Source organism: Aristaeella lactis, assembly GCF_018118585.1.
Taxonomy (GTDB): Bacteria; Bacillota; Clostridia; order Christensenellales; family Aristaeellaceae; genus Aristaeella; species Aristaeella lactis.
Window position 1 is genome coordinate 2,413,674 of record NZ_CP069421.1, and the last position, 22,417, is coordinate 2,436,090.

The following is a 22,417-nucleotide window of genomic DNA, read 5'->3' on the forward strand; positions in this document are numbered from 1 at the left end:
TGCAGGAAGCAAAAGGGACAAATAAGAGCATACTGTTTTTAAAACGTTTTCATTTTTGAAAAAACCTCTTCCGGCAACGGCAAAAAACACAGCCCTGATGAACAGGCTGTGTGTACAAAAGGCCGATACTCCCTGTTTTATCTGCACCCGGACGGCGCCGCCGCGAAAGACATGCTTTCCTGTCCGCGGCCGGCCGCGGGTGTTTCCGGCTCCACGGCCGGAAGCATTTCCCTGCGAACCAGACCTTCCCGCGCAAGCACATCCACCGCCTTTCCCCAGTCTTTCCGCCTGACCATGATCCCCCAGCGCCTTTCTTTGGAAACCGGGTGAAAATAGCTTGTGAAAAATACGTCTGAGAAGGGCATTTTGTAAGGGATTTTTTCAACCCTGAAGATCTCAATGATGCGGTAGACCGTTTCCGTATTCCATACAGGTCCTATATATTCCCAGCGATTCATGTCTGTTTCCTCTTTTCTCTTTGCTTATTGCCCGTCTTTCCGGGCTTTTTTCTGTTGCTTTTTGGGTAACCTTAACACACCGCCTGATCCTGCCGGTTTCGTCCGGTACGGTTTCAGCCTGTGTTCCCGCTGCCGCTGCAGCGGATTATGTTGTTTCAGACCGGATCAAAATTCTCCGCTTTATGCTGCTGCCAGGGAGTTTCCTGCCGGACCATTGTCCGGTATCCGCTGAAACTGTCCTGCCCTGATCTTTCTCAATTCATCATTTCCTTTCCTTTGGCGCCGCGCGCCGGATTTCTTCCTCTTGTTTTTCCCGTTATACTTTCACTTTCTCCCCACCCCTGGAGAAAAGGATAGAAAAAGGCCGCTTGTCCGATTCGGATAAGCGGCCGTGATCACTGAAAGAATTCCGGAAATTATACACCGGAGCCCTTCAGCCTGACGGACGCACACCCGACACGGATATCCTTAACAGCAGTCTTCTCTGCGGTAATCAGCTTCTGGTTCATAATCCATGCAGTCTTCATACAAAGGGCTCCTTTCTGAAAGATTGGGAAGACTATACAATGTATACAAAGGAGTGTCAAGGGTTTTTCAGAGGTTTTTACAGATTTTGACCGTACAAATCCTTAAAATTTCATTTTTTCTTCTGTGTGTATGAAAAAACTGACGGCAGTTCATACCGTCAGTATCGGGAGATCGTATCCCTTCTCAGTCTGCTCAGTTTCAGGCCAGGAGACCCAGCCGGGACAGTGTAAAGATAAACACAAAGATGGTCGCAAGGGAAGCCACCGTACTGACGAAGACCAGCTGGCCGGCAAGCTGTCCGTCCCCTCCCATATTCTGGGCCATGGGATAGGAGGAAGTGGCAACAGGAGTTCCGAAGATCATCAGCATCAGGAACAATTCCACACCCCGCAGGCCGATCAGGTACGCGAAGGTGACCATGACCACCGGCAGGAGAATGAGGCGGATCACCAGGACAGCGCTGATCGTCCGGCGGTTCTTTTTCAGTTCATCAAACTTCAGGTTTGCTCCAAGCACCACCAGGGCCACAGTAGTAGCCGCCCCCGCCAGCGAGGATACCGGTGCAGCAATGAAAGAGGGAAGCCTGATCTGCAGCAGGTAGAAAAGAAGACCGACAACGCAGCCCTGCAGCAGCGGGTTCTTTACGATGCCGAGCAGGAGCATGCCGGGACGGATCTTCCCGCCTTCCCGGAACAGTTCCAGCACGATCACCGCGGCAATGTTGAAGATGGAAACCATGATCATGATCATCATGCCGCAGACAGAAGATTTTTCCGTTCCGAAGACATAGGTTGTCAGCGGAATACCGTAGATAATGAAATTGCTGCGGAAGATCCCCTGGATCACCACGCCCCGGCGGGGATTCTCCTTCACAAACTTCGGAACGATGATGACCAGCAGGATCACCAGGAGGATCACCGACAGCGCGCCTGTAAGCATGAGCTTTACAGAAGGCATATTCTCCGGTTTCGCGCTGTAGACGTTATTGAACATCAGGAAAGGAAAAAAGAGCCGGTAATTCAGCGCGTTCAGCCGGTCCATGAACGCCCGGTCCGCCAGTTTCAGCCGGACCGCACCGAACCCGATCCCCAGCAGGATCAGAAACGGCGCCACCGCGTTGAAAGCGACCATAAAGCTTTCCAGCATCCGCTCCCATCCTTTCTCCTTTTGCTGTTTTCATTATACTCCAGGCCTTTTTTTCGTTCAAGAACAACCAAAGTTTGCCATATTTGGTCTTGTTATTTTCCGATTCCTCCATTATAATGAATACATCCAAAAAACATTTTCTATAAGGAGGGCATCCCTTTGAATTACGCTGAGGAGTCCCTGCGCCTGCATGGCGAATGGCAGGGTAAAATTGAAGTGGTTTCCCGTGTTCCCGTTAAAACAAAAGACGACCTTTCCCTTGCCTACACCCCCGGCGTTGCCCAGCCCTGCCTGGAGATCCAGAAGGATTACAACAAATCCTTCACGCTGACCCGCAGGCATAACCTGGTTGCCGTCGTTACGGACGGTACCGCGGTCCTCGGCCTGGGTGACATCGGTCCGGAAGCCGGTATGCCCGTTATGGAAGGCAAATGCGCCCTGTTCAAGGCCTTCGGCGATGTGGACGCCTTCCCGATCTGTATCCGCAGCAAGGATGTGGATGAGATCGTACGCACCATCTACCTGATCTCCGGAAGCTTCGGCGGTATCAACCTGGAAGACATCGCCGCTCCCCGCTGCTTCGAGATCGAACGCCGGCTGAAGGAGCTCTGCGACATCCCCGTATTCCACGATGACCAGCACGGTACCGCCGTGGTTGTGGGCGCCGCGCTGATCAACGCTCTGAAAGTAGTCAAAAAAGACATCGGCGAAGCGAAAGTGGTCATCAACGGCGCCGGCAGCGCGGGCATTGCCATCGGCAAACACCTGCTGAACCTGGGCGTGAAGCATATGAAGATGGTGGACCGTTTCGGCATCCTGTGCGAAGGCGAACAGATGAACCCCGCCCAGGAAGCCATGGCGAAGATCACCAACCCGGAAAAATTCTCCGGAAAACTGGCGGACGCGATGAAGGGCGCGGATGTATTCATCGGCGTCAGCGCGCCGCACATTGTCAGCCAGGATATGGTTCGCTCCATGGCGGAAGGCCCGATCATCTTCCCGATGGCCAACCCCACCCCGGAAATTGAGCCCGATGAAGCGCTGGCTGCCGGAGCCGCTGTGGTCGGTACCGGACGGAGCGATCATCCCAACCAGATCAACAACGTAATGTGCTTCCCCGGCCTGTTCCGCGGCGCGCTGGACGTCCGTGCCACAGACATCAACGAGGAAATGAAGATGGCGGCCTCCCTGGCCCTGGCCGGTCTGGTCTCCGATGAAGAACTGAAATCCGACTATATTCTCCCCCTGGCCTTTGACAAACGTATCGGACCCGCCGTGGCAGCGGCGGTTGCGAAGGCAGCCCGCGAGAGCGGAGTTGCCAGGATCTGACCCTGTTTCGGTTTCCCAATACGATTTAAGGAGGAATGTCTGTGACTACCGTACCCAAGGAGAAAAAACCGTTCCAGCTGTTTAACCTTCCCCTGCCGATCTTCCTGATCATCACCGCGGTCACAATCGCAGCCACATACCTGGGAGTGCTGCCCGTAGGCATGACCGGCTGCTTCCTGTTTATGATCGTACTGGGAACGATCCTTGGCTGGATCGGCGACCATACCCCGATCATCAAGGACTTCCTCGGCGGCGGTGCTATCGTCTGTATTTTCGGTTCCGCGCTGCTGGTCTATTTCGGAATTCTCCCGGCTGCCAAAACCGTGGACGGAGCAACGGTCTACAACATGACCCTCCCCTTCGGCAAGCTGGATCTTGTCGGCGGAATCACCAAGTTCTTTAAGGGTGACGGCGCGTTCCTGGACTGGTACATCGCCGCCCTGATCACCGGTTCCATCCTGGGCATGAACCGGAAGCTGCTGATGAAAGCCGCTGCCCGGTACTTCCCCGCCATCTTCGGCGGCCTGATCCTGGCCTTCGGCCTGTGCTGCGGCATCGCCGCAATCATGGGCTATCCGGTCATGAACGCCCTGCTGCTGATCGCCCTGCCGATCATGGGCGGCGGCATGGGTGCCGGCGCGACCCCGCTTTCCAAGATCTTTGAATCCAGCAGCGCCATGAGCGCTGAACAGGCTCTGTCCGTCATGACTCCGGCCGTTGCCATCGGCAACGCGGTCTCCATCGTGCTGGCCGGTATCCTGGTCAAAGTCATCAAGGGCAAGATGAACGGCAACGGTGCCCTGATGCAGGCCGGCTCCATCGATCCGAAGGAACTGGAGATCAGTCCTGAAATGCAGGCCAAGCGCAACGCGCTGAGTCTTCCCAATATGGGTATCGGCCTGCTGGTTTCCGGTGCGTTCTTCGCCTGGGGCTTCATCCTGGCAGGCGCCTGGAAGGCCCTCGGCACCGGCATCACCATTCATGCCTACGCCTGGATGATCATCACGGTCGCGATCTGCAAGATCACCAACATCATCCCCGAGCGGATCGAGATCGCCTGCTACCAGTGGTTCCAGTTCATCATGAAGAACCTGACAAACATGCTGCTGGTCGGTATCGGTATCTGCTACCTGGAGATCTCCACAGTGATCTCTTCCTTCAGCGTCACCTACCTGGTCCTGTGCGCGGCCACCTGTATCGGTGCCTTCGTCGGCGCGGCGCTGATCGGTAAGCTGGTGGGCTTCTATCCCTTCGAATCCGGCGTCACCGCCGGCCTGTGCATGTCCAACATGGGCGGTACCGGCGACGTGGCTGTGCTGTCCGCCGCAAACCGGATGGAACTGATGCCCTTCGCGCAGATCTCCTCCCGCCTGGGCGGCGCGATCATCCTGCTGCTGGCCAGCCTGATGCTGTCCGTCCTGTCCCAGTTCATTGTGGTATAAAATGAAATCCGTCCTTAACGGCGGGGACAGAGAAACTGTCCCCGCCTTACTTTACAGGAAAGGAATATAACCATGGAAGAGAAGTGTATCCGCTGCAGCAGTCCCGCTTCCTATCCCATTCGGGCACTGGAGGTCCGCACGCTTCCCGTACGGGGACTGGGCGGCGAACGAAAGGTACAGGCACTGGGGGATGAAAAGCACAGCGGCGTCTGTGACCATTGCGCGAGGGAGCAGCTGAACCTGTGCCTGGATCCGGTTCGCGCCGCGAAACCGCAGCTGATCGGCTTCGGTGCTGTATTCGCCGCGGGGCTGCTGATTGAAGCGGTTACTTTTCTTTTCCTGAAGGATAACCGGCAGGTCTTCCTCCTGCTGGGCATTGCCGCCCTGATCTGCGGTGCGCTCGGCATATATGATGCCCTGAAAAAGGCAAAGGACAAAAACGCGTCCCTCCGGTCCATGCCGGAAGCGGAAGCGCTGCAGGAAGCCGCCTGGGATGTGTTTCTTTGCGAAGCCCCGAAGAAGGAAAACGAGAACGACCTGTCGTATATCCCTATCGATGAAAAGACCCGTGCCCGGAAAAACGGCGACCTGATGATCCTGTATCATCTGCTGCCGGAAATCGCGGTGGAAGCATGGAAACGCCTTCATCCGGAAACTACAGAAAAAGGAGAAAACCAATGATCCGTCATATCGTTATGTTCAAGATCAAGGATGAATTCAAGGATGAGATCCCCCAGCTGGTAAAGAACTTTTACGGCATGAAGGGAAAAATTGAGGGAATGGTCAGCCTGGAAGCCGGCGCGGACTTCCTGCACAGCGAACGTTCCTATGACCTGGCCCTGATCACTGAGTTCAAAACCCGGGAAGCTTTCAACGCCTACCAGACCCACCCGGTACACATGCCGGTGAAAAAACGCATGCATGAGGTGCGCAGCGCTTCCGTTGCCTGCGACTATGAGATCCTGGAGCCTTAAGGCTCCAGGATCAATGAACAATTAACAATGAACAATGAACAATTGTTTACTCTGCAAAATAAGCGGCGGATTATTATCCCGCCGCTTTTCTGTTGCTTCACTGACCAAAAAGCTATCGATAAAGCCTGTACCGCACTTGATTAATTCTGAATTCTGAATTCTTAATTCTTAATTCTCTTTCAGTTCCACGCACAGCATCGTCAGGTCGTCAAATTGTTCCGCGTCTTTGACAAAGTGGTCCACCGCAGCCCGGACGTTACCCAGGATCTGTTCCGGCGAAGCGGCCGGATCCGTATTCAGGGCACTGATCATCCGTTCCGTCCCGAACAGCCGGTGATCCGCGTCCGAAGCCTCCGGAACCCCGTCTGTATATACAAACAGCTTGTCCCCGGGCTGCAGCCTCAGTTCATAGTCCTTATATACTATGCCGTCCATGCCGCCGACAACAAATCCGTGTTTGTCCTTCAGCAGTTCAAAACAGCCGCCTGCCCGCAGCAGCACCGGGTATTCATGGCCGGCGTTTGACGCGGTAAGCTTTCCCGTGGACACCTCCAGGATCCCCAGCCAGACAGTCACAAACATCTCCGCCTTGTTATGCTCACAGATGCTTTGATTGACAAAAGTCAGGATCTCCCCCGGGGTGCCGCCCATCATCGTCCGGTCACTGATGAGGATATTGGTGACCATCATAAACAGGGCCGCGGGAATCCCTTTTCCTGACACATCTCCGATGACCATGGCCAGGTGATCGCTGTCGACAAAGAAAAAGTTGTAGAAGTCACCGCCGACCTGCCGGGCAGGGGTCATAGAGGCGAAAATATCCAGGTCTTTCCGGTCCGGAAATGCCGGGAACACATTCGGAATGGAATTGGCCTGGATCGTCCGGGCCAGGTTCAGCTCCGTAACGATCCTTTCCTTATCCGCCGTAATGGTCGTCAGGTTATCTATATACTTCACCATGTCTTTTTCCATGGTATCAATGGAACCCGCGAGGCTGGATATCTCGGAATACCTGCTGATCTGTCCCAGCGGTTCCGCCAGGGTGTTTTCCCTGGCAAAACGGGTGGCTTCATCGGAGATCCTCCGGATCGGCCGGACGAACTGCTTCCTGAGGTACAGGGCAGCAAGCAGCGCCGCGGCCGCAGCCATCAGCACGGTAATGATCCCGACAGTAATCAGGTAAGGCCGCCGCGCATCATCGATCTCCCGGATCGGCCGCTGTATACAGAGGATAGCCTCCACTTCACCGGCATCGTTCCGGACCGGCACCATGGAAGTGATATGCGGGTGAATGGCGCCCGTTGTGCTGCGGCGGAAAATCGTTTCATGCACGGATTCCTTTTCATACAACGCCCGATATTTCGCGCTGTACTCCTTGTTGGTGGCATTCCGCCGGTAACCGCATTCCCATTCCGTATAGGCTGTATTATCCACGCTGTTGTTCACAGCGTTGAAAACCGATACAAAACTGCCGTAATCATTCCTGTCCACCCGGATCACATAGATCAGCGAAACGCCCATGGACCGGCAGTAGGAATCCAGCCATCCCCGGGTCTGCTCATATTCTGCGGTTTCCTCTCCGGCCAGGTAGGCATCCAGGTGATTCCCGTTAACCAGCGCCGTAGCGGTATCCGCCATACGGTAGGTGGAACCGGTATACTCCTCCACGATCGAATTGGTAAAGATCAGGAAACCAAGCGAGCTGACAACTATACCGAACACCGCAAGCAGAAGCACGATCGATCCGATCAGCCGGAACGCCATGCTGGAACCCGGTTTCCTGTCCTTCATTCCAATCCCCTCACCCTATTCCGTTTTTGCATCAGCCTTTATTATTCTATTATATATGATTTATCCGTTTTTTTCCAAAGAAAAAACTGCTCCGGAACGGAGCAGTTCATTTCTGGATCTTATTCCACCGTGTAGGGCATCAAGGCGATGGCACGTGCGCGCTTGATGGCCTCGCCCAGCTGACGCTGATGCTTGGCGCAGTTGCCGCTCATCCGGCGGGGCAGGATCTTGCCGCGCTCGTTGGTGAAACGGCGCAGACGGTTGATATCCTTGTAATCGATGTATTCAATCTTGTCAACGCAGAAGCTGCAAACCTTCCGGCGGGGACGACGTCCTCCGCGGGGGCGCGGCCTTCTTTCGCCACGATCTTCAGACATTGGCTTTTAACCTCCTTTTCGAGCGTTAGAACGGCAGTTCATCGGTTTCAACAGCGGTGAAACCGGCTGCCTGGGAATCAGCAGAGTGTGCTTCCGGAGCGGCAGGGGCACTGTAGCCGCCTGCGGCTTCGTTTTCATTCCGGGCAGAAAGGAATTCCACATCATCGGCGGTCACTTCCAGGCTCGCGCGGGTTGTCCCGTCGTTCCCGGTGTAAGTGTGCACGCTGACGGCACCGACAACGCAAACCTTACGGCCTTTTGCCAGATACTTCGAACAGATGTCAGCCAGCTGACGCCAGGCAGTGACACGGAAGAAATCCGCTTCGGGCTGGCCGTTCTGGTCATCCCTGCGGTTCCGGCGGTTAACGGCAACCGTGAAGGAGCAGACGTTCACACCGCTTGTGGTGGTACGGAGCTCAGGATCACGGGTCAGATTTCCGATGATTGTCAGCTTATTCATGTTTCCCTCTCCTCTCAGATCTTACTCTGCGTCAGCAGCGGGAGCTTCTTCTGCAGCTTCAGCAACAGGAGCGGCTTCCTCAGCAACGGGAGCTTCTTCCACGGGAGCGGCAACGGGAGCCGGCTTTTCAGCGCGGGGCTTCACCGAAGAACGCTTCTCGACCAGCTTGATCACGAGATAACGGAGAACGTTCTCGTTGATCTGCAGGTTACGCTCGAGCTCGCGGGGCAGTTCGACCGGTGCAGTGAAGTTCACCAGGACGTACCAGCCTTCGGTCTTGTAGTCGATCGCATAGGCCAGGCGGCGCTTGCCCCATGTTTCGTCGACTTTCTCGATCTCACCACCGTTGTTTGTGATCAGCGCGGAAACCTTTTCGATCAGCTCTTTGCGAGCAGCTTCCTCCAGATCGGCGTCGATGATGTAGATCATTTCATACCTGTTCATCATTCTTTCACCTCCTCACGGACTTTTGGCGCTGCTTTCTGCAGCGCAAGGATGTGCCGATTAAGGATTATACCAAATAAATCAACCGTTTGCAAGCGATTTGGTCAAATATTTCCGGCCTGTTTCCGGACCACAAAACTATGATATAATGAGCCTGATCGATCCCACATATTGTGGCTGAACCAAAGATCTGCACAGGAGGAACCGACCCATGGAAGCATCTGTTCTGCCCCGGGACCGCAAACCAGCAGGCAACACCGCCACCACCTGGCTGAAGGTCATCGCGCTGGTGTTCATGTTCATTGACCACGCGGGCAAAATGATCTTTCCCCAGTACGAGGAGATGCGGATCCTTGGCCGTATTGCTTTCCCGCTCTACGCCTGGTGCATGATCGTCGGCTTTCACTATACCCGCAGCGTACCGAAATACCTGCTGAGGATCCTGGTGACCGGCCTGGTCTCCCAGCCGCTGTATATGCTCGCCCTGAGCCACACCTGGAGCCAGCCCAATATCTTCCTGACCCTTTTCCTGGGCCTTTGCGCCTTGTGGGGAATCCGGGAAAAGAAATATCTGAGTCATCTCTGGGCGCCGGCAGCCGCACTGGCCCTTGCTTCAATCCTTAGAGCGGATTACGGCTGGAGAGGCGTACTGCTGTTTATAATGCTGTACGCAGTACAGGACAGCCGTCCCGGGATCGCCGCGGTAATGACTGCCTATGCCCTGTTCTGGGCTTCCTTCTACGGCGTCACCAAAAGCCTTTTCGGTCTGACTGTTGACCTGGGCACACTGCCGGGCTTCCTGTCCCAGCCGCTGTCATCGCTGATGCGGATGCAGGGCTATATCCTGCTGGCCCTGCCGCTGATCCTGATCCCCTTCAAAAAAGACCTGAAACTGCCCCGCTGGGTGGGATACGCGCTGTATCCCGCACACCTGGCGGTGCTGTATGCGCTGGAGCAGATCATAAAGTGATCCGCTCCAGCGCTCAATGCATAATGCAGAATGATATTATGGTTTCCGCCTTTCCTGTGCAGACAGAATAACGGCAGTGCGATGGATGTCAGCACTGCCGTAAAGTTTTTATCATTATGAATTCTGAATTGTGAATTACAAAACGCATTCGCATTCTGTGATGCCGTAGTATTTCATGCATTCCGCGGCCTGCGGCGTAATCCGTTCTCCCGCAATAATCACAGGAACAGCGGGCGGACAGCTGACACAGGCATCCGCCAGGATCCTGCCAACGGCCTGATCCGCCGGTACAGTTTTCCGTGGGGAAAACATGGCTTCCCGGATGGAACAGGCTTTCTCCGGCGCAGGCAGCGCCGGCGGCTCATCCGCCAGCGGTTCCCGCCGCGGAATCTCCCGCAGGGCGGAAAGCAGGCGGGAAAAATCTTCGTCAGTAGTCTCCGGAGAAGGCATCATCACCAGGTATTCCCGGTCCGCAAACTCGCACTCGATCCCTTTTGCCCGCAGAATCCCGTGCAGTTCCGCACCGGTATATCCCCGGGCAGCAGCCCGGAGCGTCAGCTTCATCGGTTCATCTCCGACGGTCATCCAGCCTTCCGAAAGGAGGGACTTTTTTATTTCGGCCAGTTTTTCCGCAGCCCCGCGCAGGCGGGCGGGATATTCCCCGGCCAGCTCCCCGTTCATCCGGTCCAGCGACTGCAGGATCAGATAGGAGGGGCTGGTGGAGGCAAACAGGGACATGGCCTGTTCCGCCCGTTCCGCCCAGCCGGCAGGAGCATGCGCGGATAAATGCAGATAAGCCGCGCCGGTCAGGCAGGGCAGGGTCTTATGGGCTGAATCGCAGCAGGCATCCGCCCCGAGGGTGATGGGATGTTCATCCTCAGGCAGGAACTTCAGATAAGCCCCGTGGGCATTGTCCACCAGCAGCGGTACGCCGCGGCGGTGGCACACCTCTGCCGCGACCCGCAGGTCAGCACGTCTTCCCAGGTAGTCCGGAGAGGTCAGGTAGACCGCCATATACGGTCCTTTATCCAGTTCTTTTTCCAGTATGTCCGCTGTCACCGCGCAGGAGAGCAGATCCTCCCCCGGTCCGGGCAGGAGCCAGTCCACCTCCAGATCCAGCAGCGCCGCGGCAGTCATCAGGGTGCGGTGGGCATTCCGGCCGGCCAGCAGCCGCGGCGGAACCCCTTTCTCCTTCGCGGTCAGCATCGCCAGATAAAGCATGGCCCGAATACACAGGGAGGAACCCTCCGCGGAATAAACCGTACGGGCAGCGCCAAAAAGGGCCGCGGCGTTTTCCTCACTCCGGCGGATAATCCCTTCGGAGCGGTACAGCACGTCCGCCCCCTCGATCTCCGTCAGGTCCAGCGCCTCCGGCCCCACCTGCGGGCTTCCCTTATGTCCCGGCATATGCATGCGCACAGGGCGGGATTCCGCGTAAGCCCGGACAAAATCACAGATCGGCGTTTCCATCCTGTTCTTCCTCATCCGCCTGCATGGCGGCCTGCAGCATGATCGCGCACTCCATCCGTTTGCGGAACAGTTCACAGCCGTACTTATACACACCCCGGACAGAGCCGGTGGCATGGTAGGCGTTCGCCGCGCAGCCGCCGGAGCAGTACAGTTTTGCCCAGCAGTCCCGGCATTCTTCCCGGGCATAAACGTTGCAGGAAGCAAATTCCTGCTGCACGGCGGTATTGGTTACGCCCTGCCAGACATCGCCCAGGCGGAAGGCTTCCTCGCCCACGAACTGATGGCAGGGATACAGGTCGCCCCAGGGGGTAACCGCCATATATTCCGTACCGGAACCGCAGCCGGAGATCCGCTTGTAAATACACGGGCCGCCGGAAAGGTCCAGCATGTAGTGATAGAAGGTAAAGGGCCGTCCTTCCCGCTTCCGCTGCAGCATCAGGCGGGCAAGGTCTTCATACTGCTTCAGGACGACGGGCAGGTCTTCCTGCGTCAGGGCCGCCGGATCGTTCTCCGCGCAGACCACAGGTTCCATGCTCAGTTCCGTAAAGCCCAGGTCCAGCATGGTTTTGATATCTTCCAGGAAGTCCGGGTTCGCGTGGGTAAAGGTACCCCGCATATAGTAGTTCTTTCCCTCCCGGGCTTTGACCAGCTTTTGGAACTTCGGTACAATCCGTTCCCAGCTGCCGTTGCCGGCATAGTCCACCCGGCAGCGGTCATGGATCTCCTTCCGGCCGTCCAGGCTGAGCACCACATTGCTCATCTCCCGGTTGGCAAAGTCGATCACATCATCATCGATCAGCATACCGTTGGTGGTCAGGGTGAAACGGAAATTCTTGTTCTTTTCCTTTTCGATGCCGCGGGCATAGGCCACCAGCTGCTTCACCACGTCAAAGTTCATCAGCGGTTCACCGCCGAAGAAGTCCACTTCCAGGTTGCGCCGGGTTCCGGAATGGGCCACCAGGAAATCCAGTGCCTGCTTGCCCACCTCATAGGACATGACAGCCCGGTCCCCGTGATACTTGCCCTGGCTGGCAAAGCAGTAGGCGCAGTTCAGGTTGCAGGTATGGGCAACGTGGAGGCACAGGGCCTTCACCACGCCGGCGGTCTTCTGCTTCAGCTCCCCGGCCATAGGCTCAAACACGTCCGGAGAGAACAGGGTTCCCTGCTCCTTCAGGGCCGTGACCTGTTCCCAGCATTCCCCGATCTCCGCGGGATCCTCCCCGAAGCGGGCAGCCATTTCCGCGACGATCTCCTCACGGGATTTCTGTTCATAGCAGCCGATGATCTCATAGGCGATCTCGTCCACCACGTGCACAGAGCCGGAACAGGTGTCAATGACGATATACCAGTCGTCCAGATGATAACGATGAATCATGTTTTACCTCGAAAAATAAATGCCGCCAAGCGGCGGCATAAGTGATCACCCGGGAATTACTTCGCGCTTTCCTTTTTGTTTTCGCACTGCTGATTGGCGATACCGCAGCTGGTCTTGCAGGCGGACTGGCAGGACGTCTGGCATTCGCCGCAGCCGCCCTTCTTGGCGCTTTCACAGAGATTACGGGTATTCAGAGTCTTAATATGTTTCATGATTGATTCCTCCATCCAGGTAAATTTACAGATTATATTACCATAAGCATCCGTTGTGCGTCAAGCGACACAGGCTTTATATGCCCTTAAATGAGAACTCAAAGCAAAGAGGCTTTGTCACATCCAGCAGGTATTCCGGATGGGTGCGGGCACCCCAGCTGTCATCTCCGGCAATACCCATCTGCTGTGCGCTCATCTTCAGCACGGTGTAGTTTACCGGCGGAAGCTCGCAGCCGTGAGCAGCGTTTTCGATCTCATGGGGTGTCCAGGGCAGGGCGGAAAACTCCCCGCCGTTCAGCCACAGCTTCAGTCCCTGTCCCCAGGCATTCGTGATCTCCGCCCAGCGAATCCCGGTCCGGTTGCCGCACTCCTGGGGCATCAGATAAGGCGTCAGGTTCTCCCCGGCACGGTAGTCCCAGATGCCCAGGCGGGCGCCTTCCCGCCGGTCCGTATAGTTTTCCAGCGGCCCAAGGCCGTAGAAACGCACCCGGTCCAGGTCCGCGCTGAGTTTTGTGATCATGCCGAATTCCGGCATATCCCCCAGTTCCTTCACGGGATCATAGTCCATGCGGACATCCACCCGGCCGCAGGGACGGATCCGGTAGGATACCGCGCAGGAAGCTGCGGGCGTGGTGGGCAGGTCGTAGGTCATGGTGAAGGTCACACTGCCGTCCGCCTGTTTTTCCGGCCGGACCGCGGCGTTCCTTTTCCCTGTCTCCGGATTGAAGCCGGCCATGCCGTACTGGGACGCGATTTTCCACTGCGCGTAGCGCTGGGGCATACGGTTCCCCATATCATTGTTGGTAGGCGCGCGCCAGAAGTTCGGCATCAGCGGCGCCTTCAGATATTCGGTTTCGCCGCAGCGATAGGAGGTCAGGGCTCCGGAAAGCCTGGAGAACTGAACACTGAAGCTGTCCCCGCGGACAGAGATGTTCCAGGGACTGCTCATGCAGAACAGTTCCCCGGCCTGCCGCCGGCAGGTATGTTCCTTTTCCTTCACGGTCCAGACGCCCTGTCCGAAGGCGGTTTCAAATCCCGCGGACGCCCATGGCTCATCCTTCCGCAGGAGGAAGGAAACCGTTACCGCGTATTCACCCGGCTCCTTCTGTTTCCCGAACGGAAGCGGATAGACGGCGGAAGAAAGCGGCGCCACATCGGTTTCGATCTCCCGCCGGGCGATCTCTTTTCCGTCCTTTGCCAGCACCGCCACGCAGCGGAAGGCCGCGGTGGAGGTGAACATGTGACGGTTGATGACTTCCATCTTCTCCGCGTCCGGACGGACCACGATATTCTGGTAGTTGTACTTCACTTCCTGCAGTTTCGGGGTTTCCTTTCCATCCGCAAAAACAATACCGTTGCCGCAGAAGATGCCGTCCGTAGGCCGGTCATCCCAGTCACCGCCGTAGGTGAGGGTTTCCTTTCCGAAGCGGTCCCGCATCACCAGGGCCTGGTCAATAAAGTCCCAGATGAATCCGCCCTGATACAGTTCCTCCTCATAAGCCAGCTCCGTATACTTGTGCATAGCCCCGTTGGAGTTGCCCATGGAATGGGTATACTCGCAGAGGATAAAGGGCTTTTCCCGGTGCTCCTTCAGATAGGCGCGGATCCTGTCCGCAGGAGTATACATTTCCGTCTCGATATCGGTGATCTCCCGCAGGCGCAGAGACGGATCGTAGTAATCCACCTGGTGGTCTCCCTCATAATGCACAGGGCGGGTGGGATCCAGCCGCTTAAACTCCCGGCTCATGGCCAGGATCACCGGTCCGGTCAGGCTTTCGTTACCGCAGGACCAGATGATGACGCTGGGATGGTTCCGGTCCCTTTCCGTGACCGAGCGGACCCGGTCCAGCAGCAGCGGCTCCCAGGCCTTCTGCGCGCCGGGGAACATCTGGTCCTTTTCAATATAGCCCTGCCAGAGCATGTCCCACATGCCGTGGCTTTCCATATTGTTCTCGTCGATCACGTAAAAGCCCAGTTCATCGCACAGGCGGTAGAGGGCACTGGAATTCGGATAATGGCTGGTGCGAATCGCGTTGATGTTGTTCCGCTTCATGGTCAGCAGGTCCCGGCGGATCTTCTCTTCCGTCACGGCGCGGCCGGTCTCCCCGCAGAAGTCATGACGGTTGACCCCCTTGAAAACCACCCGGACGCCGTTCACCAGGATCACGCTGTTTTTGATCTCAATCTTCCGGAAGCCGATCTTCTGGACAGCCGTCTCCTCTGTTCCGTCCGGTGCCGACAGCCTGACCCGCAGCTCATACAGATACGGATCCTCCGCGGACCAGAGGCGGATCCTTTCCACCTGGAGGGTGCCGGATGTATCCGCCTGACCGGAGACAGTACCTTCCGCCTTCGCGATCACCTGTTCCCCGTCCCTGAGGCAGACTGCCAGCTTTGTCCCTGCCGGCGTTTCAGTTTTCACCTGCCACCGCAGGCTTCCGCCGGTAAAAGCTTCATCCGGTTCCGCGACGATCTTCATGTCCCAGACATGGACCGGGGAAACCGCGTAGATGTAAACGTCCCGGAAGATCCCGGAAAAGCGCAGGAAGTCCTGGTCCTCCAGCCAGCTGCCGGCACACCAGCGGTACACCCGGCAGGCCAGCTTGTTTTCCCCCTCCCGCAGAGCTTCTGTCAGTTCAAACTCATGGGGCGTAAAGCTGTCCGAGGAGAAACCGATATAGGTCCCGTTCAGCCACAGGGCCACACAGCTCTCCACGCCCTGGAAGGAGATAAACACCCGCTTGCCCCGCATGTCCTCCGGCAGCCGGAAATACTTCACGTAGCAGGCAACGGGATTGTAGTTCTCCGGCAGTTCACCGGGCCTGATATCCGCCAGCCCGTCCCAGGGATACTCCGTATTGCAGTACTGGGGCCTGCCCCAGCCTTCCAGCTGGATATGGGCAGGCACATGGATATCGTTCCAGCCGCGGCAGTCAAAATCAGGCTGTTCAAAACCGGGAATAACCTGCGCGGGATTGACAGCATGGGCAAACTTCCACAGGCCGTTCAGGGGCAGCCGGTACGCGGGCTCGACCGCATGGTCGGAATGCGCGTCCAGTCTGTTCTCACGAAAAAAACCCGGATCCTTCAGTCTGCTTTCATCAAAAAACATATACAACACACCTCGTTGTTTCTGATGAACACAATATACCACAGGATCCGGCTTTTTCCAACAACGGAAAGTCCCCGGAAGGTTTCGCCTTCCGGGGGCATGTATTCATTTCTTCCTGTATTTCTCCAGGATGCAGTGATAGGCCAGCATGAGTCCAAGCGAAAGCGGAACCGCGCCGAAGCAGCACAGGAAAGCCGCGGAATGATGCCTTGCCAAAAGGAAAGGAAGGCCAAGCAGTTCAAACAGGGCCGCGTATACAAACCACAGTTTGGCCACTGCGCGGTTATACCGGCGGACGTCACTGACTTCCGGCGGATTCACGCCGGCAAAAAAGCCCACCGCCTTCTCTGATCTCAGAGCCCAGACACCGATCCCCGCCAGGACGAGGCTCACAATGGTCCAGATGATAAAGCCGCCGGTCACGGGATCACCTTCACTCCGTCAGCTGTTCCGCCTCTTCCGCCGGGACTGCGAACAGGTCCTCCAGCAGGGGCAGGGCTTTCTGCATATGCTCAAAGGGCACATAGAACCGGCTCCGGTCCAGCATAGGGCCGACCCGGAAGGACAGACCCGCGCCCAGAACCTCTTTTTTCAGGAAAGGGACGCCCTCCTGCTTCAGGATATCTTCCAGAATGCCGGAGGATACATAATCCTGTTCCGTCAGGAAGCAGAGATCTCCGGTTTCGGGCTCCCGGATCTTTTTGCTGCCGCAGGCAGGGCAAATGTTGGTTTCAACAATACGCTTGCATTTTTCGCAGTACATTTCTCTTCCTCCCTCTGTTCGGTCTGTATCTCCGGACAGTACTTTTCTCTTTACAGTTCTGATCATATACCGGAAACCGCCTGAAATACAGGGCAAATCCCGCAAAATAGAAAACCGTATTTTGCCCGGTTACCCCCGGATCAGGCTTCCGCCGCCGGCAGGGGCCGGGTCTCCAGGAAACGGGCTACGGCGTCGTCCTCATTGCGGCCGATCACCCCGGTGGCTATATTCTTCAGCTCCTCCAGGGCGTTTCCCACGGCATAAGCCTCATCCGCGACCCGGAACATGGGCATGTCATTGACGGAATCCCCGAAAACGACCACTTTCCCGAACCCGTATTGTTCCTTCATCTTCAGCACGGCTTTCGCCTTGGTGCAGTTCCGGGGGCAGATCTCCACCCAGTATTCCTCCCAGTAGGTATCCTTCTGGAAATTGCATTCCCAGCCGGGATACTGCCTGGCCTTTTCATAGATCAGCGCCGCTTTTTCCTTCTCATCGATCAGCGTGACGTATCCGGGCTGGCCGAAAAACATATCCTCCAGCGTATCCACCGGTTTCATCTTGGGATCATTCCGGTAGAAGTCCGCGTACTTCACCATACCGTCCACAAGATCCCCGGGAACATAGGCCTTGTACATATTCTCCCCGACAAAGCAGGAAACGAACCCGCACCGGGGCAGTTCCGGAAGCATCTTCTTCAGGAGCGCCACTTCCTCTTCCGTAAAGAGCGCCTTTTCCAGGTGTTTTCCCGTGGCATTGTCCGCCAGTACCGCGCCGTTCCGCGTGATCACGGGAAGCGGCAGGTGCAGGCCTTCCGTGATAGGCCGGGCGCTTTCCACGGACCGGGCCGTGGCGTAGGTAAAGGCCAGGCCCCGCGCTGTCAGCCGGTTGATGGCAGCAATCGTGTAAGGAGAAAGGGTCGCGTCACCCCGCAGCAGGGTTCCGTCCAGGTCGGTCACATACAGTGTGCTTTTATCCATGTTCTCTCCTGTATATTCTGTTTTATAAGAATCCGGTTTCAGGCCCGGGTTGTGTCGCGCCGGGTATGCGCGCCGCGATGGTTCCGCTGGAAAAAGAGCAGGTCGATCAGGCCCTTTTCATACGGAATGAACTCCCCGTCATCGATCATCCGATGGATTTCCTCCCGGGTTGCCCAGCGTACCGTCTGCACCTCCTCATACTGCAGGTGCAGGGAGGCGGGATCCAGCTCCCGGGTCAGCAGGTAATAGTCATCAAATCCGTGCTCCCAGTAGAGGGTCAGGGACGGGCGTACATCCGTCAGGTCAATGTCCAGGCCGATCTCTTCCCGGGTTTCCCGTTCCGCTGCCGTCCGGCTGGTATCCCCCGCAACGGCGCTTCCGCCAACAGTGATATCCCACATGTTGGACCAGCCTTCCTTGAAGGGCTGGCGCTGCTGGATCAGCATCCGGCCTTCCGGGTCAAAAATGCAGACGTGAACCACGATCCGGTAGCAGCCGTCCGGCACCGCGTCCCCGCGCACCATGGTCCGGTCCAGTTTTACCCGGTCGGCGGTATACAGGTCAAAAAGTTCCATGGGTCTTTTTTCTCCTTTTTACTGAGACTTGTCAATCCGGCTGTTTCACCAGGATCCCTTTATCCAGTTCTCGTTTTGCAACAGCGGGGCCGTCCCCCAGGATCTCCATGACAGGGGATTCCCCTTTTTCGCCGCGGAAATACTTCCTTGCCAGCTCCATACAGCGTTCAATATCCGCGGCGGTCGTACCTTCACACATGATATCAAAGGCTTCATCAAACAGCCTCATATCATAGGCGGCCGTTCTTCCTTCTACTTCCGCTTCATAGAGCCTGATCTTCGCGCGTTCCTCTTCGGAAGCCTGTCCCCAGTCTTCATAATACAGTTCGCCGCACAGTTTCAGGTCCGGATAGAAATAATTGCATTTGATCCTGCCGATCTGATCCGGGAACTCCTTCCTGCGGATATACTCGAAAATGCCCTCCGTTCCCCATTTGATCTCATGGGTCGGCATGCCGGACAAATGATACTTTTCCAGGACACTTCCGAAATAACCCGCGTTCAGCATCAGGGTCTGGAACATCTCAACGCTGATATCCAGCGCTTTCACAAAAGGCTCAACCAGGGATCTGTTTTCCTTATAATCCGGCGTCAGTTCCTTTCCTTCCGCCAGGGTATCGCTCATGTGATACAGAATCATTTTGTTTTCTCCGGTCTGGTTATTCTTTTTTCCCTTTTTTCCGGCTCCGGATCACCAGGGCCGCAGCGGCAGGAACCGCCAGTACCAGCAGGTACGGCAGCGCGGCAAGCAGGAACTCGCCCATATCCGCCAGGAATCCCTTGACCCCGGCCAGGCGGTCATCCGCCTCTTCTTCCGGTTCCGCCGTTGCTTCCGGTGTCACGGCAGCCGTGGGAGAAGCCGTTGCAGCCGGTTCAGCAGCCGGCATTTCAGCAGCTTCATATTCCGCCGCTGTTTCATATTCGACAGCGGCCTCTTCCGCCGCGTCCTCCATGACAGCGTCCATCGCCGTCATCGGCTCCATGTCATATGTCACAGGCTCCTCCGCGTTTGAAGCGGATTTAGCCGCCGTTGATGTTTCCCTCGCGGCAGACGCGGCATTCACAGCGCCTTCGGTTTTCACAGCCCCGGCCGCCGTTTCAGCATACACCGCTTCCTCAGACGCGGTTTCCGGAGCCTCTGTCATCACAGCCGGCGTCATGTCAAAATCCATTTCTTCTTCAAACGCGTCGTAATACTTCGACCGTCGGTACAGGACCGTTCCGCCGATCAGGAACACAAACGCCGCGGCAACACTGAGGATCCGGGTCCACCGATTAATGGAAACAATCTTTTTTTCTTTCCGGTCTTCCGCGGCGGCAGTTTGCTGTTTTGCCTCCGCCCGGATGGCACTCATCCATTTGTCATGGAAGTCCGCGGGCATGGGCGGAACTTCATCAGCCATCTGCTCCAGCACAGCATCCAGTTCCGGATCCGCCTGCAGCGTCTTTTCCGTTTCTGTCTGTTTCATGACCGCAACCTCCTTTCATCTCTTTGGACGTTTCCCGGCGGAGAAAGTTCCCTTGCCTCCGACAGGATTTCTTTGAGCCGGGCCTTGGCCCGGTTCACCCGGCTTTTGACGGTTCCTTCCGAAACGCCGAGAAGCTTCGCCGCTTCCTCATAGGGAACCTTTTCCAGCTGGGTCATGATCAGCGCCTCCCGCTGATCCTCCGGCAGGAGTGTGATCGCTTCCCGCAGGCGCTTCTTTTCCTCCGCGGCGACCACCTGTTCCTCCGTTCCCGGGGATGGATCCGCCGGATCAAAGCCCTGTTCCTTCAGGGGTTCCATGGATACGCTCTGGTCCCGCTTCTTTTTTCGCAGGAAGTCCATGCAGCAGTTTGCCGCGATCCGGTATACCCAGCTTTCCAGGGCACATTCTCCCCGGTAGTTCTCCAGGCTCCGCCAGATCCGGACCATGGTTTCCTGGCCGCAGTCCTCCGCGTTCTCCCGGTTCCCCGTATAGTGCCAGCAGATCCGCCAGATCAGCTGTTCCAGCGGACCGATCAGCTGTTCGAACGCGTCCGGATCACCGTGCTGTGCCCGGTGAAGCAGCAGCTCGTCCATCCTTTCCCTGTCTCCTTTCTTCTTTTCTTTCAGGAAAGAAACCCTTCACTGCTGAACGAAAACTTTTTCGTTCAGCAACTCTTCACTCTAAACTCTAAACTCTTCACTTTACCTTCCTCATCCTGCGAGGCCGTCATCTTGCATTCAACTGTTCCATATGATAGCATAGCTTTAAGAATACGCCAACCTGCAAAACGGGCCCGAATGCTGAGGATGATATGGTCCAGACAGAAAACACCGCCATTGTGCTCCGGCATGTAAACTACCGGGATAATGACCGGATGGTTACCCTCCTTTCCCCTTCCCGGGGGCGGATCGACGCCATCATCCGGAACTGCCGGAAGCCCAAATCCCACAACCTGAACTCCGGCGAGCTGTTCGCGCTGGGGGATTATATGCTGCACGAAAACGGGGGACACATTACCGTAACCTCCGTCAAGCTGATCGAAACCTTTTATCCCCTCCGGAATGATTATGACCGGCTAACCTGCGGAATATACCTGCTGAACCTGGCTGAAGCCGCCGCCGAGCCGGAACAGGAACAGCAGGAGTTGTTTATGCTGCTGCTCCATACTCTTTCCCGGCTCACCTTCTCCGACCAGGAATGGAAACCGCTGCTGGCCGGATTCCTGCTGCACTTTGCCGCCTGCCAGGGCTTCAAGCCCCGGCTGAACCACTGTGTGTTCTGCGGAAAAAAGCCGGAAGACAACGCGCCGCTCTTCTTCGACGCTGAGGAGGGCGGTATCTGCTGCAGCGAATGCCGGAGCCGCCGGGACCAGGCGCCGTTGGCACCGGGACAGATCCGGTGGATGCGGAATGCCCTGACAACCGGCTCCGCCGGCTGGGTAAACACACCGGAGGAAACAGCCCCCTTCAGCCTGCTTCGGGATTATACAGAACGCCGCCTGGGACGGCGTATCAAAAGCGCTACCATGCTGCCTGAAAAATAAAAATCATCTCCGTCCGTCAGGGCGGAGATGTGTTTTGTTATGCCGTTTTTTATCCGTGCCGGTATCCGATTGGTTCCCAGATCACGGACGGATCCATATGCTTCAGGTTCTTTGTTCCGGTGCGGATCATCATAGCCTGGAGCTGTGCCGTAGCCTTTCGCAGGGTTTCTGCCACGCCGTCCGCTCCATTTTCCTTCAGCGGTCCCATGAGGGCTTTGCCCATGGTTACGGCGTCCGCGCCGCGGGCCAGTGCCTTGAAGGCGTCCACGCCGGACTCAATGCCGCCGTCCGCGATCAGGAGCAGGTCCTTTCCGATGGCCTTACGAATCTCCGGAAGCACCATCACCGGCGGCACGGCAAACCTGGTCAGCCCATTATGATGGCTGAGAACAAGCCCGGCAGCGCCCAGATCCCTGCAGCGGAGCGCGTCCTGCACGCTCAGCGCGCCTTTGATAAAGAAGGGCAGCTTCGTATGCCGGATATATTTCTCCAGCTCCGCCAGGGTCGGCTGCTTCATCTGCAGGCCCATGACCACGGAATCCTCCGCGTCATCTGTATTGACAGCGTGCTCCACATCCATACCGACCGCCAGGGCGCCGTTTTCTTCCGCGTACTCCAGCCGGCTCAGGATCTCCTTTTCGTCCGCATAGGGTTTGATGATCTTCATCACCTTTGCGCCGGTAGCCAGGATCTCTCCCATTTCCCCGTTGCCGCCCATACCGATGCTGACGCAGGCGCCTGCCTGCTTCGCGCCTGCCGCCATGGACACCAGGTCCAGGTGGCTGAGCGCCGCGGTCATGACAGGTGTGGAAAAGGTTTCCCCGAGGAAACGGAAAGTAGTGTCCGGACGCTCCGCGCCGACCACCCGGGTTTCCACCAGCAGGGAATCCATGTATTCCCTCGCAATCTGTACAGAATCGCCCTTAGCTTCACTGAACATAACCCATCCCCCTTGTCATTCATTCATAATTCACAATTCATATGATCAGAGTCTTTATT

24 protein-coding genes are annotated in these 22,417 nt (G+C 56.7%); 6 read left to right on the forward strand and 18 right to left on the reverse strand.

Annotated features, from left to right (window positions below):
* Positions 1-137: 137 nt before the first annotated feature.
* Both JYE50_RS11240 and JYE50_RS11245 read right to left on the reverse strand, forming a co-directional pair.
* Positions 138-458 carry a hypothetical protein gene (locus JYE50_RS11240; RefSeq protein ID WP_084097271.1) on the reverse strand — a complete coding sequence of 107 codons (321 nt, stop codon included), beginning with the start codon at positions 456-458 and terminating at the stop codon, positions 138-140.
* A 726-nt stretch (positions 459-1,184) separates the two neighbouring features.
* Positions 1,185-2,132, reverse strand: coding sequence for an AEC family transporter (locus JYE50_RS11245; protein WP_084097273.1), 948 nt, complete (start codon positions 2,130-2,132; stop codon positions 1,185-1,187).
* A 159-nt stretch (positions 2,133-2,291) separates the two neighbouring features.
* Here JYE50_RS11245 and JYE50_RS11250 point away from each other — a divergent pair, with 159 nt between their 5' ends.
* The 4 genes from JYE50_RS11250 to JYE50_RS11265 all read left to right on the forward strand — a co-directional run bounded on the left by JYE50_RS11250 (position 2,292) and on the right by JYE50_RS11265 (position 5,877).
* Complete coding sequence (locus JYE50_RS11250; RefSeq protein ID WP_084097275.1) at positions 2,292-3,461, forward strand: NAD(P)-dependent malic enzyme; 1,170 nt, start codon at positions 2,292-2,294, stop codon at positions 3,459-3,461.
* Between the two features lie 41 nt (positions 3,462-3,502).
* Positions 3,503-4,903: a 2-hydroxycarboxylate transporter family protein gene (locus JYE50_RS11255; RefSeq protein ID WP_283399256.1), complete on the forward strand. Its 1,401-nt coding sequence runs from the start codon at positions 3,503-3,505 to the stop codon at positions 4,901-4,903.
* Positions 4,904-4,975: 72 nt separating this feature from the next.
* The gene (locus JYE50_RS11260) at positions 4,976-5,584 is read left to right on the forward strand and encodes a hypothetical protein (RefSeq protein WP_084097279.1); all 609 of its coding nucleotides are present in this window, start codon (positions 4,976-4,978) and stop codon (positions 5,582-5,584) included.
* Positions 5,581-5,877 carry a Dabb family protein gene (locus tag JYE50_RS11265; RefSeq protein ID WP_084097281.1) on the forward strand — a complete coding sequence of 99 codons (297 nt, stop codon included), beginning with the start codon at positions 5,581-5,583 and terminating at the stop codon, positions 5,875-5,877. Before JYE50_RS11260 ends, JYE50_RS11265 begins: the two co-directional genes overlap by 4 nt.
* Before the next feature lie 168 nt (positions 5,878-6,045).
* On the opposite strand, the gene JYE50_RS11270 is transcribed toward JYE50_RS11265, so the two are convergent.
* The 4 genes from JYE50_RS11270 to rpsF all read right to left on the reverse strand — a co-directional run bounded on the left by JYE50_RS11270 (position 6,046) and on the right by rpsF (position 8,952).
* Positions 6,046-7,668, reverse strand: a complete 1,623-nt coding sequence (locus JYE50_RS11270) for a PP2C family protein-serine/threonine phosphatase (protein ID WP_084097283.1) — start codon at positions 7,666-7,668, stop codon at positions 6,046-6,048.
* 119 nt (positions 7,669-7,787) lie between these two features.
* A complete protein-coding gene (gene rpsR / locus JYE50_RS11275) occupies positions 7,788-8,045 on the reverse strand; it encodes a 30S ribosomal protein S18 (RefSeq protein WP_084097285.1) in 258 nt (85 codons plus the stop codon).
* Between the two features lie 25 nt (positions 8,046-8,070).
* Complete coding sequence (locus JYE50_RS11280; RefSeq protein ID WP_084097287.1) at positions 8,071-8,505, reverse strand: single-stranded DNA-binding protein; 435 nt, start codon at positions 8,503-8,505, stop codon at positions 8,071-8,073.
* Positions 8,506-8,526: 21 nt separating this feature from the next.
* A complete protein-coding gene (gene rpsF, locus JYE50_RS11285; protein ID WP_283399257.1) occupies positions 8,527-8,952 on the reverse strand; it encodes a 30S ribosomal protein S6 in 426 nt (141 codons plus the stop codon).
* A 208-nt stretch (positions 8,953-9,160) separates the two neighbouring features.
* Between rpsF and JYE50_RS11290 the strand changes: the two genes are divergently transcribed.
* Entirely contained in the window at positions 9,161-9,919 is a 759-nt protein-coding gene (locus tag JYE50_RS11290) for a TraX family protein (RefSeq protein WP_084097289.1), read from the forward strand.
* A gap of 135 nt (positions 9,920-10,054) precedes the next feature.
* Here JYE50_RS11290 and JYE50_RS11295 read toward each other — a convergent pair whose 3' ends face one another.
* The 11 genes from JYE50_RS11295 to JYE50_RS11345 form a co-directional block, all read right to left on the reverse strand.
* On the reverse strand, positions 10,055-11,389 hold the full coding sequence (locus JYE50_RS11295; RefSeq protein ID WP_084097291.1) for an Orn/Lys/Arg family decarboxylase: 1,335 nt from the start codon (positions 11,387-11,389) through the stop codon (positions 10,055-10,057).
* Positions 11,370-12,764 carry a thioether cross-link-forming SCIFF peptide maturase gene (gene scfB / locus JYE50_RS11300; protein WP_084097293.1) on the reverse strand — a complete coding sequence of 465 codons (1,395 nt, stop codon included), beginning with the start codon at positions 12,762-12,764 and terminating at the stop codon, positions 11,370-11,372. The genes JYE50_RS11295 and scfB overlap by 20 nt, the downstream gene beginning before the upstream one ends.
* Positions 12,765-12,820: 56 nt before the next feature.
* Entirely contained in the window at positions 12,821-12,976 is a 156-nt protein-coding gene (scfA, locus tag JYE50_RS11305; protein ID WP_084097294.1) for a six-cysteine ranthipeptide SCIFF, read from the reverse strand.
* A 76-nt stretch (positions 12,977-13,052) separates the two neighbouring features.
* Positions 13,053-16,088: a beta-galactosidase, LacZ type gene (lacZ, locus tag JYE50_RS11310; protein WP_084097296.1), complete on the reverse strand. Its 3,036-nt coding sequence runs from the start codon at positions 16,086-16,088 to the stop codon at positions 13,053-13,055.
* A 105-nt stretch (positions 16,089-16,193) separates the two neighbouring features.
* On the reverse strand, positions 16,194-16,511 hold the full coding sequence (locus tag JYE50_RS11315; protein WP_084097298.1) for a hypothetical protein: 318 nt from the start codon (positions 16,509-16,511) through the stop codon (positions 16,194-16,196).
* A 10-nt stretch (positions 16,512-16,521) separates the two neighbouring features.
* The gene (locus tag JYE50_RS11320) at positions 16,522-16,851 is read right to left on the reverse strand and encodes a hypothetical protein (RefSeq protein WP_084097300.1); all 330 of its coding nucleotides are present in this window, start codon (positions 16,849-16,851) and stop codon (positions 16,522-16,524) included.
* Between the two features lie 140 nt (positions 16,852-16,991).
* The gene (locus JYE50_RS11325; RefSeq protein WP_084097302.1) at positions 16,992-17,831 is read right to left on the reverse strand and encodes an HAD family hydrolase; all 840 of its coding nucleotides are present in this window, start codon (positions 17,829-17,831) and stop codon (positions 16,992-16,994) included.
* A gap of 38 nt (positions 17,832-17,869) precedes the next feature.
* Positions 17,870-18,406 (reverse strand): NUDIX hydrolase, encoded by a 537-nt coding sequence (locus JYE50_RS11330; protein WP_084097304.1) that lies wholly within the window; start codon positions 18,404-18,406, stop codon positions 17,870-17,872.
* A gap of 31 nt (positions 18,407-18,437) precedes the next feature.
* On the reverse strand, positions 18,438-19,046 hold the full coding sequence (locus JYE50_RS11335; protein ID WP_084097306.1) for a DUF2441 domain-containing protein: 609 nt from the start codon (positions 19,044-19,046) through the stop codon (positions 18,438-18,440).
* Between the two features lie 19 nt (positions 19,047-19,065).
* Positions 19,066-19,875 (reverse strand): hypothetical protein, encoded by an 810-nt coding sequence (locus tag JYE50_RS11340; RefSeq protein WP_084097308.1) that lies wholly within the window; start codon positions 19,873-19,875, stop codon positions 19,066-19,068.
* Complete coding sequence (locus JYE50_RS11345; RefSeq protein WP_084097310.1) at positions 19,872-20,468, reverse strand: RNA polymerase sigma factor; 597 nt, start codon at positions 20,466-20,468, stop codon at positions 19,872-19,874. Before JYE50_RS11345 ends, JYE50_RS11340 begins: the two co-directional genes overlap by 4 nt.
* Before the next feature lie 218 nt (positions 20,469-20,686).
* Between JYE50_RS11345 and recO the strand changes: the two genes are divergently transcribed.
* Positions 20,687-21,418 carry a DNA repair protein RecO gene (gene recO / locus JYE50_RS11350; RefSeq protein WP_084097312.1) on the forward strand — a complete coding sequence of 244 codons (732 nt, stop codon included), beginning with the start codon at positions 20,687-20,689 and terminating at the stop codon, positions 21,416-21,418.
* Between the two features lie 49 nt (positions 21,419-21,467).
* Here the strand turns inward: recO and JYE50_RS11355 are convergent, their stop codons facing one another.
* The gene (locus JYE50_RS11355) at positions 21,468-22,358 is read right to left on the reverse strand and encodes an alpha-hydroxy acid oxidase (protein ID WP_084097313.1); all 891 of its coding nucleotides are present in this window, start codon (positions 22,356-22,358) and stop codon (positions 21,468-21,470) included.
* Between the last annotated feature and the right edge of the window lie 59 nt (positions 22,359-22,417).

Excerpts from the sequence above, each read along its gene's own strand:
- JYE50_RS11335 (WP_084097306.1), bottom strand. The coding sequence starts at position 19,046 with ATGATTCTGTATCACATGAGCGATACCCTGGCGGAAGGAAAGGAACTG.
- JYE50_RS11355 (WP_084097313.1), bottom strand. The coding sequence starts at position 22,358 with ATGTTCAGTGAAGCTAAGGGCGATTCTGTACAGATTGCGAGGGAATAC.
- JYE50_RS11290 (WP_084097289.1), top strand. The coding sequence starts at position 9,161 with ATGGAAGCATCTGTTCTGCCCCGGGACCGCAAACCAGCAGGCAACACC.
- JYE50_RS11265 (WP_084097281.1), top strand. The coding sequence starts at position 5,581 with ATGATCCGTCATATCGTTATGTTCAAGATCAAGGATGAATTCAAGGAT.
- scfA (WP_084097294.1), bottom strand. The coding sequence starts at position 12,976 with ATGAAACATATTAAGACTCTGAATACCCGTAATCTCTGTGAAAGCGCC.
- JYE50_RS11280 (WP_084097287.1), bottom strand. The coding sequence starts at position 8,505 with ATGAATAAGCTGACAATCATCGGAAATCTGACCCGTGATCCTGAGCTC.
- lacZ (WP_084097296.1), bottom strand. The coding sequence starts at position 16,088 with ATGTTTTTTGATGAAAGCAGACTGAAGGATCCGGGTTTTTTTCGTGAG.
- scfB (WP_084097293.1), bottom strand. The coding sequence starts at position 12,764 with ATGATTCATCGTTATCATCTGGACGACTGGTATATCGTCATTGACACC.
- recO (WP_084097312.1), top strand. The coding sequence starts at position 20,687 with ATGGTCCAGACAGAAAACACCGCCATTGTGCTCCGGCATGTAAACTAC.
- JYE50_RS11340 (WP_084097308.1), bottom strand. The coding sequence starts at position 19,875 with ATGAAACAGACAGAAACGGAAAAGACGCTGCAGGCGGATCCGGAACTG.
- JYE50_RS11270 (WP_084097283.1), bottom strand. The coding sequence starts at position 7,668 with ATGAAGGACAGGAAACCGGGTTCCAGCATGGCGTTCCGGCTGATCGGA.
- JYE50_RS11345 (WP_084097310.1), bottom strand. The coding sequence starts at position 20,468 with ATGGACGAGCTGCTGCTTCACCGGGCACAGCACGGTGATCCGGACGCG.
- JYE50_RS11325 (WP_084097302.1), bottom strand. The coding sequence starts at position 17,831 with ATGGATAAAAGCACACTGTATGTGACCGACCTGGACGGAACCCTGCTG.
- rpsR (WP_084097285.1), bottom strand. The coding sequence starts at position 8,045 with ATGTCTGAAGATCGTGGCGAAAGAAGGCCGCGCCCCCGCGGAGGACGT.
- JYE50_RS11245 (WP_084097273.1), bottom strand. The coding sequence starts at position 2,132 with ATGCTGGAAAGCTTTATGGTCGCTTTCAACGCGGTGGCGCCGTTTCTG.
- JYE50_RS11240 (WP_084097271.1), bottom strand. The coding sequence starts at position 458 with ATGAATCGCTGGGAATATATAGGACCTGTATGGAATACGGAAACGGTC.
- JYE50_RS11260 (WP_084097279.1), top strand. The coding sequence starts at position 4,976 with ATGGAAGAGAAGTGTATCCGCTGCAGCAGTCCCGCTTCCTATCCCATT.
- JYE50_RS11330 (WP_084097304.1), bottom strand. The coding sequence starts at position 18,406 with ATGGAACTTTTTGACCTGTATACCGCCGACCGGGTAAAACTGGACCGG.
- JYE50_RS11320 (WP_084097300.1), bottom strand. The coding sequence starts at position 16,851 with ATGTACTGCGAAAAATGCAAGCGTATTGTTGAAACCAACATTTGCCCT.
- JYE50_RS11295 (WP_084097291.1), bottom strand. The coding sequence starts at position 11,389 with ATGGAAACGCCGATCTGTGATTTTGTCCGGGCTTACGCGGAATCCCGC.
- rpsF (WP_283399257.1), bottom strand. The coding sequence starts at position 8,952 with ATGATGAACAGGTATGAAATGATCTACATCATCGACGCCGATCTGGAG.